This is a genomic window from Streptomyces reniochalinae (assembly GCF_003323735.1).
Lineage (GTDB): Bacteria > Actinomycetota > Actinomycetes > Streptomycetales > Streptomycetaceae > Streptomyces > Streptomyces reniochalinae.
This window is the reverse complement of the sequence record NZ_QOIM01000045.1, coordinates 26,127-38,940: the sequence shown is the minus strand read 5'-3', so window position 1 is coordinate 38,940 and position 12,814 is coordinate 26,127. Positions and strand designations below refer to the sequence as shown.

Below are 12,814 nucleotides of genomic sequence, written 5' to 3'. Positions count from 1 at the left end.
TTGGGGCTCACAGCCGGTCGGCGTACTCCGCGCGCAGCGCGGTGAAGCGGCTCGGCGTCCAGGCGGTCCAGTCCGCGGGGCGCCCCCGCAGCTCCTCGCTCAGCAGCTCGAAGTGCTGGTGCCAGCCGGCGAGGACGTCCAGCAGCCGGCCCGGGTCGCCGGTGAAGTCGTTGCGGAAGCGGACCCGGGTGCCCTCCTCGTCGGGCGCACCGCGCAGGGTGAAGCCGAAGGATCCGCGCGCGTCGACCGTGTACTCGGCGAGCCGCCGCCGCGACCACGCCGTGATCCGTCCCGGCGCGGTGAGGCGGTCGGCGGCGTCCGCTCCCCCGTGCAGCCAGCGCAGCGTCACCGCTCCGCCGGGCCCGGGCTCGAAGGGGTCGGCGGCGGCCAGCCACCCCCGCAGCCCCGCGGGGGTGGCCACCGCGGCCCAGACGCTCTCGGGCGGGTGCGGAAAGGACAGCTCGAAGCCGACCGTGTGGGCGGCGCCGTCGGCGCTGCTGCGTGCGCTTCCGTAGGGGACCCCGCCGGGTGCCGCCTGCTCGCTGTCGGTGCTCATGGCTCCAACCCTCTCCTTCGTCCCGCGCCCTGGTCCGTGTGCTGTGCGAGGGGGCGGGCGCTCAGACGCCCGCGTAGGAGTGCTTGCCGTTGAAGAAGATGTTCACGCCGTAGTAGTTGAACAGGAAGCAGGCGAACGCGAGGAGCGCGAGGTATGCGGCTTTGCGTCCCTTCCAGCCCGCCGTGGCGCGTGCGTGCAGGTAGCAAGCGTAGGCGACCCAGGTGATGAACGACCAGACCTCCTTCGGGTCCCAGCCCCAGTAGCGGCCCCAGGCGTCGCCCGCCCAGATGGCGCCCGCGACGATGGTGAAGGTCCAGAACGGGAAGACGGTGGCGTTGATCCGGTAGGCGAACTTGTCGAGGGAGGCCGCCGAGGGCAGCCGCTCCAGGATCGAGGTGCCCACGGCTCCCGGCTTGCCGCCGCCCAGCAGCTTCGTCTCGTAGGAGTCCCGGAACAGGTAGAGCAGCGAGCCGACGGCGCCGAGGTAGAGCAGCGCACCGCAGATGATGGCCAGCGAGACGTGGATCCACAGCCAGTAGGAGTGCAGCGCGGGCACCAGCTGGTCGCTGTCGGTGTACAGGACGGTGACGGCCAGGCCGAGGTCCAGCAGCACGGTGGTGACCAGCGGCAGTCCGATCCAGCGGACGTTCTTCTTGGCGATCAGAAAGCCCAGATACCCGGCGACGGCGACCATCGACAAAGCCGTCGAGAACTCGTACATGTTGCCCCAGGGGGCGCGCTGCACCGACAGGGAGCGGGTCAGCACTCCGGCGCAGTGCAGCAGGAAGGCGAGCACCGTCATCGAGACGGCGATGCGCCCGTACATGTCGCCCTGCTGGTCGCCCGCCGCGGCGCCGGGGCCGTCGGGCAGGTCGCCGCGCCGGCCGTTTCCGGAGCGGGTGACGATCTTCGGTGTCTTCGGCGGAGCAGGCTTCTCCAGCACGGCCGTACCGCCCTCGGCCGCCTTGGCCCGTACAGTGACGCCGCCGGTCTGCGCGGGCACGGCGTCGTCCGCGTCGGGCTTCTTGGTCAGCGCGGCGGCGGTGCGGGCCACCTTGCTGCGCGAGCCGAACGTCCACTCGGCGATGTACGCGCAGAAGGCCAGCACGTAGACGGCCATCGCCGAATAGACCAGATAGTTGCTGATCTGAGCGAGCTGCTCGTTGGGCTCGGCTGCCAGGAGGTTCACTTGCCTGCTCCTTCGGGGGCTTGGGCAGGATCGGCCGGTGTCTTGGACGCGTCCGCCTCATCGGTGGCGGCCTCGTCGGCGGCGTCGGCTCTCGTCTCGGACGCGACGGGTGCCGCGCCTTGCATATCGGTGGCCAGGGAGGCGAGTTCGTCGGGCAGCCGTGCGGACTCGCTGCGGCCCAGTGCGGCCATCTCGACGACGGTGGCGCCGTCGCCACCCGCGTACGCCCGCACCCACACGCGGCGGCGCTGGATGAACAGCGAACCGGCGAGCCCCGCGATGGCCGCCAGCGCACCGCCGAGGGCCCAGCCGTTGCCCACCTGGTGGGAGACCTGGAAGTTCGCCCACTCCTTGACGCCCTCGAACTCGAGGGAACCCGCGCCGTTGGGCAGGGTCATGGTGTCGCCGGGGGTGAGCTTCTTGGCGAAGGGGCTGCCGTCCTTCTCCGTGAACTTCTCCATGTTGTCGGTGTCGAGCTGGTAGACGTTCTGCGCGGGACCGCCGTCGACGCCGAGGTTGCCGTGGTAGGCGGTCAGGAACATCGCCGGGTTCTCCAGCAGGGGCGACTGGGAGAACATGGTGCCGCTGTCGGGCCGGAAGTCCGGGACGAAGAAGCCCTGGAAGCCGAGCTGGTCCTTGCGGCCCTTGGCGTCCACGTAGTCGGGGACCTTGACGACGCCGCTGGAGGTCTGGTTGTTGTCCTGCTGGAGGAAGGGCACGGGGCCGCGGTAGGCGAGGTCGCCCTTGCCGTCCTTGACGGAGACGACGGGCGCGTAGCCGTTCGCGATCAGGTAGACCTTGGAGGAACCGACCTGGAGCGGGTGGTTCACCTTGATCGTGCCCTCGGTCCCCTCGGCCTGCCCGCCCTTGGTGTAGGAGATGTCGGCGCGGTAGTCGCGCGCGGTGCCCTTGTTGGGGCCGCTGGTCTCGTAGGTGGCGTGGAAGTCCTTCAGCCGGAAGGAGAAGGGGTCGAGCATGCCGGAGGTGAACAGCGAGCCCGACTGGAAGTCGTCGTACTGGGTCAGCACGTTGGAGAAGCTGTCGCCCTGGACGACCAGCTTGCGGCCCTCGGACTTGAACAGCTGCCCGGAGGCGAACGCCAGCAGCAGGACGATCAGCGCGATGTGGAAGGCCAGGTTGCCCGCCTCCCGCAGATAGCCCTTCTCCGAGGCGACGGCGTCCTGCGACGACCCGCCGTCGTCCTGCTCCTGATGGGTGCGGAACCGCCTGCGCCTGAGCAGCGACCGCGCGGCGCCCAGCACCTGATCGGGCGCGGCCTCGGTGCGCCAGGTGGTGTAGACCGGCATCCGGTCGAGCCGGCGCGGCGCGCGCGGCGGGCGCGACCGCAGCTGGCCGAGGAACTGCCAGGTGCGGGGGACGATGCAGCCGATCAGCGAGATGAACAGCAGGATGTAGATCGCCGAGAACCACACCGAGGTGTAGACGTCGAACAGCTGGAGCTTGTCGTAGAGCGGCGCCAGCGTGGTGTGGTCCTCGCGGAACTTCTCGACCTTGAGCGCGTCCACCGGGGTCTGCGGGATCACGGAGCCGGGGATCGCGCCCAGCGACAGCAGGAAGAGCAGGATCAGCGCCACCCGCATCGACGTCAGCTGCCGCCAGAACCACCGCGCCCAGCCCAGCGGGCCGAGCGAGGGAACGTTCAGCTTCTCCTCGCTGGGCGCCGTCGACAGCTGCGCGGCCGCCTCCCGCTCCCTGGCCGCCTCGGACTCACCCGCGGTGCCCGCGCCCTCGGTCCCTGCCTCGGTACCGACGTCCTTGCCGGTATCGGTCGTGCTCATGGATCAGATCCCCACAGTGAAGTCGGACGACCAGACCGTGATCTCGTAGACGATCCGGTCCCAGATGCCTGTGACGAGCAGGACACCGACGGCGACGAGCATCCCGCCGCCGAGCCGCATGACCCACGCGTAGTGCCGCTTCACCCAGCCGAAGGCGCCCAGCGCGCGGCGGAAGGCGAGGGCGGCGAGGACGAAAGGAACGCCCAGCCCCAGACAGTAGGCCACCGTCAGCAGCGCACCGCGACCCGCGCTCCCCTGGTCCGAGGAGAGCGTGAGGACCGCGGCGAGGGTCGGCCCGATGCAGGGCGTCCAGCCGATACCGAAGAGCACCCCCAGCATGGGGGCGCCCGCCAGCCCTATCGCGGGCCGCTTGTGGATGCGCACCTCCCGCTGGGTGAGGCGCGCCAGCGGCCCCAGCACGCCCATGAAGGCGAGCCCCAGCAGGATCGTCAAAGCGCCCAGCACCTTGGAGATGACGTCCCGGTGCTCTTGGAGGGTGGCGCCGAAGCCGCCGAACAGGGCGCCGCCCGAGACGAAGACGGCGGTGAAGCCCAGCACGAAAAGGCCGGCGCCCAGGAACATCCGGCCGCGCCGCGCCTCGGCCAGGTCGGTGCCGCTGACCCCCGTGACGTAGGAGAGGTAGCCGGGCACCAGCGGCAGCACGCACGGCGAGAAGAAGGAGACCAGCCCGCCCAGCAGCGCGATCGGCAGCGCGAGCAGCAGGGCGCCGCTGAGGACGGTGTCGTTCACGCCCGAGGCCGCCAGAGAGGCCACGGGACCGGCCGCGAGGGAGGTCATGGGGCGGTCACTTCGCGTCGATCAGAGGGTCGAGCGCCGAGCGCAGCTCCTTCTCGCTCAGCGACTTCAGCGCCCGCACCGCGACCTTGCCGTCCCGGTCGAGGATGAGGGTGGAGGGGATGGCCTGCGGCGAGAGGGTGTTGCTGGGGAACTTGAGGATGAGCTTGCCACTGGGGTCGTAGAAGCTCGGATAGTCGACGTCGTAGCTGCGCTCGAACGCCTGCGCGTTGGCCTTGTCCAGGTCGCGGGTGTTGATGCCGAGGAACTGGACGTCCTGGTCCTCGGTGTCGTGGGCGACCTTGGTCAGGTTGGGGGCCTCCGCGCGGCAGGGGCTGCACCACGAGCCCCACACGTTGAGCACGACGACCTTGCCCTCGTAGTCGGAGAGCTTCAGCTTCTTTCCGTCCACCGAGGTGCCCGCCAGCTCCGGCGCCTCGGTGCGCTTGCCCTCGGGCACCTTGGTGATCTCACCCGTGCCCTTCACGAACTTCGTGTCGCCGGAGGACGAGCCGGGCTGCTCGCCGCTGCACGCGGACAGCAGCAGCGCGCCGGCGGCGACCCCGGCGGCCAGCAGGGTGGTGCGGCGGCGGGAGGCGCGGGTCTGGCTCATGTGAAAAGTTTCGCATGCGCGTATGAGCGATCTTCCGCACCCCCCTGTTGCCCCGTCGCCCTGACGCTTTGCACCGGTTGTGCGCGGCGCTCCCAACGGGCCGCACCCGAGGGGCGCCCACGGCGGGGTGCGGGACACGGCCGGCGCGCGGGTGCGGCCCACGGGCCTCTAGGCTCCCGCACCCCGCCCCTGTGCGCCCTTGGGGCCGCGGCCCCGCTTCGCCCCGCCGCGCAGGTGCTCCGGCACCAGGTCGCGGGCCGGTTCGGTGTAGCCGACGGAGACGATGCGGTCGCCGAGGAAGGTGAAGCTCGTCAGCGAGGCGAGCGTGCACTGGCGGCGGCGCGGATCGTGCCACAGCCTGCGGTGCTCGACGAAGCTGCGGAGGATCCAGATCGGCAGCTGGTGACTGACGCACACCGCCTCGTGGCCGCGCGCCGCGTCCTTCGCGGTCTCGATCGCGGCGCGCATCCGCACGACCTGTTCGAGGTACGGCTCGCCCCAGGAGGGGCGGAAGGGGTTGCGCAGGTGGCGCCAGTTCGCCGGCCTGCGCAGCGCGCCGTCGCCGACGCCAAAGGTCTTGCCCTCGAAGACGTTGCCGGCCTCGATCAGCCGTGCGTCGGTGGCCACGTCGAGTCCGTGCGCCTTGGCGACGGGGGCCGCGGTCTCCTGGGCGCGCTCCAGCGGGGAGGCGACGACGTGGGTGAGGTCGCGGCCTTCCAGGTGCTCGGCGACGCGGTCGGCCATGCGGCGGCCGAGGTCGGAGAGGTGGTAGCCGGGTTTGCGTCCGTACAGGACGCCGTCGGGGTTGTGGACCTCGCCGTGCCGCATCACGTGCACGACGGTGACGGTCTTGTCGTCCGTGCGGGCGCCGGTCTCGCCGCCGTCGAGCGCCTGGCTGCCGGTGTTCCGGCTCACGTCCTCGCCCTGGCTCATGCCGGCACCGCCTCGGCGGCGGCGCGGGCGGCGGCCGGCAGCGCGGCGGCGATCCGCTCGATGGCGCGCTCGTCGTGCGCGGCGGAGACGAACCAGATCTCGAAGCCGGACGGCGGCAGGTAGACGCCCTGGGAGAGCATCGAGTGGAAGAACGCGGTGAAGCGGAACGACTCCTGCTTCCTGGCGTCGTCGTACGTGCGGACCCCGGCGTCGCCGAAGTCGCCGAAGAAGACGGAGAACATGGTGCCCGCCGTCTGCACCGTGTGCGCCACGCCCGCGCTGGTCAGCGCCTCGGTGGCCAGCTCGCGCACCTGGCGCGCCGCGGAGTCGACCACGGCGTGCGCGGCGAAGTCGTTGGCGGCCAGCAGCCGCAGCTGGGCCAGGCCCGCGGCGGTGGCGACCGGGTTCCCCGACAGGGTGCCGGCCTGGTAGACGGGGCCTGCCGGAGCGAGGTGGTCCATGACGTCCTTGCGGCCGCCGAACGCGGCGGTCGGGAAGCCGCCGCCCATCACCTTCCCGAAGGTCACCAGGTCGGGGACGACACCGTCGATGCCGAACCAGCCGCGCGGGCTCGCGCGAAAGCCGGTCATGACCTCGTCGGAGATGAAGAGCGCGCCGTCGGCGGCGCACAGGTCCTTGAGCCCCTGGTTGAAGCCGTCGCGCGGCGGGACGATGCCCATGTTGCCCGGCGCGGCCTCGGTGATCACGCAGGCGATCTCGCGGGGGTGCGCGGCGAACGCCTCGCGGACCGCGTCCAGGTCGTTGTACGGCAGCACGATCGTGTCGCCGGCCTGCGCTCCGGTGACCCCCGGCGTGTCCGGCAGGCCCAGCGTGGCGACGCCGGACCCGGCCGAGGCGAGCAGCGCGTCGACGTGCCCGTGGTAGCACCCGGCGAACTTGACGACCTTGGGGCGGCCGGTGAACCCGCGCGCCAGCCGGATCGCCGACATGGTCGCCTCGGTGCCGGAGGAGACGAGACGTACCTGCTCGACGGGGTCGATCCGGTGCACGATCTCCTCGGCGAGCGCCACCTCGTCCTCGACGGGGGTGCCGAAGGACGTGCCGCGCTCCACGGCCTGCCGCACGGCCGCGGTGACCTCGGGGTGCGCGTGGCCGAGGATCGTCGGGCCCCAGGAGCAGACGAGGTCGACGTACTCCCTCCCGTCCGCGTCCGTGAGGTAGGGGCCGGAGCCCGACACCATGAACCGGGGCGTTCCGCCCACCCCGCGGAAGGCGCGGACCGGCGAGTTCACGCCTCCTGGTGTCACGGCGGCGGCGCGGTCGAAGAGCGACTGCGATACTGGTGCACTGTACGAGTAAGTCACGAAAGCCATGGTGTCATCAGGCCCGTGTGCGGGGCCTTCGGGGCGTTTCACGCTCCGTGGGACGGGGAGGTCTCTGACACGATGATCGGGCCGCACGGGGACGGCAGTGCGGCCCGGATGAGCAGTCGGGTGGTGACATGCATCGCGGTGGCGGACTGGGAGAGGGGCCCGGCCCCTCGGAGACTGGCCCGGAGCGTGCGCAGGGGCGCCACAGGCGCACTGCGGCCGAGACCGAGAGCGGGACCACAGCGGGGAGAACACACAGCGGCAGGCCGGACAGCGGCGCCGGGCCGAGCGGCGGCACGGCACACGAGGGCATGCAGCACGGCGGCGCCGGGCCGAACGGCCCGGTGGCGGAGGACGGGACCACGAGCGGCAGCGGACTCGTGCGGGGCGGCGGCCTCGGTCAGGGCGCCGGGCTCGCGGGAATCGGCAGCACGGCGAAGATCAGGAGCAGCAGGGGTGGCGGCCGAGTGGGGGTGACCTACAAGTACTTCGGGGCACCGGACGGTGCCACGGCCGCGCGCGTCCCCATCTCGATGCGCCCCGAGGAGCTGGGCGGGGACGAGTTGGGCCAGGGCATGTTCACCAAGATCAAGCCCGAGACGATGGCGGCGATGGTGCTGACGGGGATCGAGGGCATACCGCTGCACCGGGTCCCGCCGCTCGAACTCGTCGTCCTGCACCCGGACTACGCCGTGGTGAAGCTCCCCATGACGGTCGTCGACCCGCTGCGCGGCGTCGGGGACGAGACGGTGGGCGCGGCGGCGTTCATCTGGTCCACGGTCCCCGACCGGGCAGGGCCGCAGGACGCCTTCAACGTCTACCAGCTCCTGCACCGCTGGCAGGACTTCTCCGACCGCCTCCACGAGGCGGGCCACCAGGCCTACTGCCTGGTGTGGCCGTAAACCCTCCACCAACTCCCGCCGACGCCCCGCCAACCGCACCGCACCGCCAACCGCGCGGGCCGACCGCGCCGAGGAGGGCGCGCCGGGTGAGGGCGTGGACGCCGCGCCGCGGAAGTCGCCGCGCGAGGCCACGCACGAGGTGCCGCGGCTGTCGCCGGCCCGCCTGGGCGTACAAGCGGTGGCACACACGCGAACTGACGGCGCGCCAGAGCACGGGGCCTCACGCCTGAGTGCGAGGACGGGCGCCCCGCCACCGTGTCAGCGGTGGCGGGGCGCCCGTCCTCGTCGGGTGGGGATCTGACGCTCAGTCCTTGCCCTTGTCGGTGCTCACCCGCCCTGAGGCGGACGAGTCGCCCGACGCCTTGCCGTTCTGCGCACCGGCGGTCTCGCCGGAGTCGTCGGCCACCACGGCGTCGGCCACGGCCTGGGCCACCTCTTCGTCCAGGATCTCCGCGTCCAGCTTGGGCGCGTCCGGGTCGACCGGCGCGATCTGGAACTCGAAGTCGCCGCCGTACTGCTCGTGCCCGGCGACCACCGCGCTGCCCACGGCCTCCTCGCCCCGCTCGGTACGGATGATCAGCGGGTCCCTGCGCAGGTCCTTGGAGAGGGCGATGCACAAGCCGATCATCACGACCGTGAAGGGGACCGCCACCAAAATGGTGAGGTTCTTCAAACCTTCCAGCGCTTCGTCCCCACCACCACCGATCATCAGCATGATCGCGCCGACGGCGCCGGTGAGGACACCCCAGATGATGACGACGCCGCGGCTGGGCTCCAGCGTGCCCTTCTGCGAGAGCGTGCCCATCACGATCGAGGCCGCGTCCGCTCCGGAGACGAAGAAGATGCCGACCAGGAGCATCACGATGAAGCCGGTGACGCTGGCGATCGGGTACTCGTTCAGCACGTTGAACAGCTGCGCCTCCTGGGTGTCGCCCAGGTTGGTGCCGTCGGACTGGAGCTTCATGGCGGTGCCGCCGAAGATGGAGAACCAGATGAGGCTCACGACGCTGGGGACCAGGATCACGCCGCCGACGAACTGGCGGATGGTGCGGCCCCGGCTGATGCGGGCGATGAACATGCCCACGAACGGCGTCCAGGAGATCCACCAGGCCCAGTAGAAGACCGTCCAGCCGGACAGCCACTCGGCCACGCCCTTACCGCTTGAGGAGTCCGTCCGCCCGATCAGCTGCGGCAGGTCGCCGAGGTAGCTGCCGAGCGAGGTCGGCACCATGTTGAGCATGAGGATCGTCGGCCCGACGACGAAGAGGAAGACCACCAGCAGGCCGGCCAGCACCATGTTGATGTTGGACAGCCACTGGACGCCCCTCTCCACACCGGAGACGGCGGAGAAGACGAACGCCGCGGTCAGCACGACGATGATGGTGACCAGCACGCCGGTGCTGACCTTGCTCGCCCAGCCGGCCTCCTCTATGCCGCTGCCGATCTGGAGCGCGCCCAGACCCAGCGACGCGGCGGAGCCGAACAGCGTGGCGAAGATGGCGAGGATGTCGATGACCTTGCCGACACCGCCGTTGGCGGCCCGCTCACCGATCAGCGGGGTGAAGACCGCGCTGATCGTCTGCCGCCTGCCACGGCGGAAGCAGCTGTAGGCGATGGCGAGGCCGACGACCGCGTAGATCGCCCACGGGTGGAGCGTCCAGTGGAAGAGCGTGGTGGCCAGCGACGTCTGCATGCGGTCCGCGTCGTTGGCCGGGTCGGTGCCGGGCGGGGCGTCGTTGAAGTGGCTCAGCGGCTCGCTCACGCCGTAGAACATCAGCCCGATGCCCATGCCGGCGCTGAACATCATCGCGATCCACGAGACGGTCTTGAACTCCGGCTGCTCCCCCTCCTTGCCGAGGGTGATCTTGCCGTAGCGGCTGAAGGCCAGCCACAGCGAGAAGATCACGAAGCCCGTCGCGGCGAGCACGAAGGCCCAGCCACCGTTGTGCATCGTCCAGTCGAGCATCGTCTTGGAGACGTCGCCCAGCGAGTCCGTCGCGACCGCGCCCCATACGACGAAGATGAGCGTGAGCAGTGCCGTGACACCGAACACGATGCGATCGGTCTGGGGGCCCCGGGTCAGCCCCCCGCTGGAGGCATGAGCCTCCTCTGTCTCAGGTTTCACGTTTGACTATTGCCCTTCCTCCGGAGGACACGCGTCCTCGTTAGCGCGCGGTCTCTGACATGGATTCGCAGGGCCGCTACCCGACGCGGATGAAAGTAATCCGGCTGATCAGCGCCCTCCAAAGCCTGATTTTCCGCTCAACCGCCCACAGCAGCAGGTGCGTTGGACCGCACCTCGGCAACCGCCACCACGCTGCGTGACCAGTGGAACCCGGTAAGCCTAGGGCCCCTGCCACCGCCCGGAACCCCCGTGGAGGCGTCGACGGAGGGGTCGTTGCCAATCCGGAACATGGCGCGGCCGCACCGCGGGGCCTCCCACAAGGCCAGAAGAGCGGCGAAAGGGAAAAGACTGACTTTGCGCACCATAGGCGCCAGGCGACCGGACGCCCGAGCAGCGGGTGCGGTAGACATGGTGCCGTCGCCCCCTCGGCGGAACGCCTCACGGGCGTGCGCGGACGGCGACGCCCCCGACGACGACCCAGCGAGGAGGCCAGCCGTGCCGCGGAGGGCAAAGAGGGACGCCGTGCGCGCGCCGTACGCGACCAAGGCAGCACTCGCCCTCGTACTCGCCGGCGCCCTCACCGCCTGCACGGGCTCCTCCGACTCGGGGGACGGCAAGGACGGCAAGCCGGGAGGCTCTACGGCCTCCCCGAGCGCGGCCGAGCCCGGCAAGTACAGCACCCTGCCCGAACCGTGCGACGCCGTCGGCACGGGCACCCTGCGCGACCTGCTGCCCGGTGCCGCGGCGGCCGAGGACGACGGCACGGCGGCCCCCAGCCCGAGCGCCGACCCCTACGAGGGCGAGCCGAGCGCCACCTACGACACCGACCGCAGGGTCGGCTGCCGCTGGAAGAACGCCACCACTCTCAGCACCCGCCACCTGAACATCGACTTCGAGCGGGTGGTCTCCTACGACCCGTCCGTCAGCGACGACGAACAGGCGGCGCAGCTGTACGCCAAGAAGGCCCGCAAGGCGCACATTCCCCTCGCGCCGGGCGACGAGAGCACGGATTCCGACTCGGGCGCAGGCTCCGACTCCGACAAGGACCCCGACGCGTCGGGCGAGCCGGGCGAGAGCGGCGGCAAGACACCCGAGGGCCACGCCTCGCCGACCGAGGAGTCCGGCAGGGGCCACGAGAGCGACGGAGCCGACGAGCACGGCAAGGGCGGCACGGGCGGCTCCGCCGACTCGGACGGCGGCACGGGCGACAAGGGGGGCAAGGGTGGCGGGGACGGGGAGTCGGCCTCTCCCGGGTCCGAGACCCCCACCCCGGACGAGGACCTGGCACCCCGCTCCCTGGACGACCTGGCGGACGCCGCCTACATCGACGACGCGTTGCACACCGCGGACTCCGGCATCCACCGGGACGTCACCCTCGTCTTCCGCACCGCGAACGTGATCGCCACCGTCGAGTACGACCAGTGGGTGACCGACAAACACCGCATCCCGGACAGCGAGGAACTCCAGGAGAAGGCGCGCAAGCTCGCCGGCCACCTCGCGGAGCAGTTCGGAGACTGACCGAACCGACCAGGCCGACCGTATGGGGGCTTTCGCCCCTTTTTCCCGCACTCCGCTGTGGCCGACCCCACCCTGTGGGCAGTCCCACGCCCCGGAAGGTGCCGCGAAACGCCCACATGAGCCCACAGGTTGCGTACCGTTCCGACAGCACCGCTGCCACCCCCCGGCTCGGCACAACTGGTGAAGACCCCGGAAGCGAAGGAACCATGCACCGAAACGCCCCGCGCAACGCCCCTCGACGGAGCAAAACCGTCAGGAACACGCTCGCCTGTGCGGCAGTGGCGCTCCCCGTCCTGCTGGTCGCCGGCTGCTCCTCGGACTCCGACCAGGGCAAAGAGTCGGACTCCCCCTCGGCCTCGGCGAGCAAGTCGCCGACCGTGAAGCCCGCCAAGTTCAAGAAGCTGCCCGACTCGTGCAAGAGCCTCGGCAAGGACGCCGTCAAGGACCTCGTGCCCGGCACCGACGACAAGTCGGGCAAGAAGGTCGGCTCCGGTGACACCGACGCCTCCAACAGCTGCCTGTGGAGCGGGCTCGACAAGTACGACTACCGTCAGCTGACTCTCTCCTTCAAGCGCTTCGACTCCGACCCGGCCATCGGCGCGGGCGACAAGCGCGCCGCGGACCACGCCAAGCAGCAGGTCGACGAGAAGACCGCCAACAAGAGCAACCGCGACCTCAAGGAGTTCAAGGTCTCCGGCGTAGGCGACGAAGCCTCGGCCGTCGCCTACGAGACCAAGAAGGAAGACACCAAGGGCAAGACCTCCGAGTACCGGGCCGAGCGCTTGGTCACCCGCGTCGAGAACGTGGTGGTCACCGTCGACTACGAGGGCGCGGGCTTCGAGGACGCCAAGAAGCCGGACGCCGACGAGGTGAAGAAGAAGGCCGAGAAGGCGGCCAAGGAAGCGGTCAAGCAGATCACGTGACCGCCAGGTCGCCCACCGCGCCCCGGAGCCCGGCCCTTCCGCACGGAGGCCGGGCTCCGCGCATGCCGGGGCCCCGGAGTGTGCCAAGGTGGGCGCGCCAGTTTCCGAGGGCGGGTTCCAGAGGGTGGGG

At 70.8% G+C, this 12,814-nt stretch carries 11 protein-coding genes; 3 read left to right on the top strand and 8 right to left on the bottom strand.

Annotated features, from left to right (window positions below; all coding sequences use genetic code 11):
- Positions 1 to 7 precede the first annotated feature (7 nt).
- From DQ392_RS29555 to hemL, 7 genes are all read right to left on the bottom strand, one after another.
- Positions 8 to 556, bottom strand: a complete 549-nt coding sequence (locus DQ392_RS29555) for an SRPBCC family protein (RefSeq protein WP_114018783.1) — start codon at positions 554 to 556, stop codon at positions 8 to 10.
- 61 nt (positions 557 to 617) lie between these two features.
- On the bottom strand, positions 618 to 1,745 hold the full coding sequence (ccsB, locus tag DQ392_RS29550) for a c-type cytochrome biogenesis protein CcsB (protein ID WP_114018782.1): 1,128 nt from the start codon (positions 1,743 to 1,745) through the stop codon (positions 618 to 620).
- The gene (resB, locus tag DQ392_RS29545) at positions 1,742 to 3,544 is read right to left on the bottom strand and encodes a cytochrome c biogenesis protein ResB (RefSeq protein WP_114018781.1); all 1,803 of its coding nucleotides are present in this window, start codon (positions 3,542 to 3,544) and stop codon (positions 1,742 to 1,744) included. The genes ccsB and resB overlap by 4 nt, the downstream gene beginning before the upstream one ends.
- Before the next feature lie 3 nt (positions 3,545 to 3,547).
- Complete coding sequence (locus tag DQ392_RS29540; RefSeq protein ID WP_114018780.1) at positions 3,548 to 4,342, bottom strand: cytochrome c biogenesis CcdA family protein; 795 nt, start codon at positions 4,340 to 4,342, stop codon at positions 3,548 to 3,550.
- A 7-nt stretch (positions 4,343 to 4,349) separates the two neighbouring features.
- Positions 4,350 to 4,952: a TlpA family protein disulfide reductase gene (locus DQ392_RS29535; protein ID WP_114018779.1), complete on the bottom strand. Its 603-nt coding sequence runs from the start codon at positions 4,950 to 4,952 to the stop codon at positions 4,350 to 4,352.
- A 168-nt stretch (positions 4,953 to 5,120) separates the two neighbouring features.
- Entirely contained in the window at positions 5,121 to 5,780 is a 660-nt protein-coding gene (locus tag DQ392_RS29530; RefSeq protein ID WP_245982135.1) for a histidine phosphatase family protein, read from the bottom strand.
- A gap of 101 nt (positions 5,781 to 5,881) precedes the next feature.
- Positions 5,882 to 7,210 (bottom strand): glutamate-1-semialdehyde 2,1-aminomutase, encoded by a 1,329-nt coding sequence (gene hemL, locus DQ392_RS29525; RefSeq protein WP_114018885.1) that lies wholly within the window; start codon positions 7,208 to 7,210, stop codon positions 5,882 to 5,884.
- Positions 7,211 to 7,527: 317 nt separating this feature from the next.
- Here hemL and DQ392_RS29520 point away from each other — a divergent pair, with 317 nt between their 5' ends.
- Entirely contained in the window at positions 7,528 to 8,118 is a 591-nt protein-coding gene (locus DQ392_RS29520) for a hypothetical protein (RefSeq protein ID WP_242753161.1), read from the top strand.
- A gap of 304 nt (positions 8,119 to 8,422) precedes the next feature.
- Here DQ392_RS29520 and DQ392_RS29515 read toward each other — a convergent pair whose 3' ends face one another.
- On the bottom strand, positions 8,423 to 10,243 hold the full coding sequence (locus DQ392_RS29515) for a BCCT family transporter (RefSeq protein WP_114018777.1): 1,821 nt from the start codon (positions 10,241 to 10,243) through the stop codon (positions 8,423 to 8,425).
- Positions 10,244 to 10,738: 495 nt separating this feature from the next.
- Between DQ392_RS29515 and DQ392_RS29510 the strand changes: the two genes are divergently transcribed.
- Both DQ392_RS29510 and DQ392_RS29505 read left to right on the top strand, forming a co-directional pair.
- The gene (locus DQ392_RS29510) at positions 10,739 to 11,761 is read left to right on the top strand and encodes a hypothetical protein (protein WP_114018776.1); all 1,023 of its coding nucleotides are present in this window, start codon (positions 10,739 to 10,741) and stop codon (positions 11,759 to 11,761) included.
- A gap of 206 nt (positions 11,762 to 11,967) precedes the next feature.
- Positions 11,968 to 12,684, top strand: coding sequence for a DUF3558 domain-containing protein (locus tag DQ392_RS29505; RefSeq protein ID WP_114018775.1), 717 nt, complete (start codon positions 11,968 to 11,970; stop codon positions 12,682 to 12,684).
- The last annotated feature ends 130 nt before the right edge of the window (positions 12,685 to 12,814 follow it).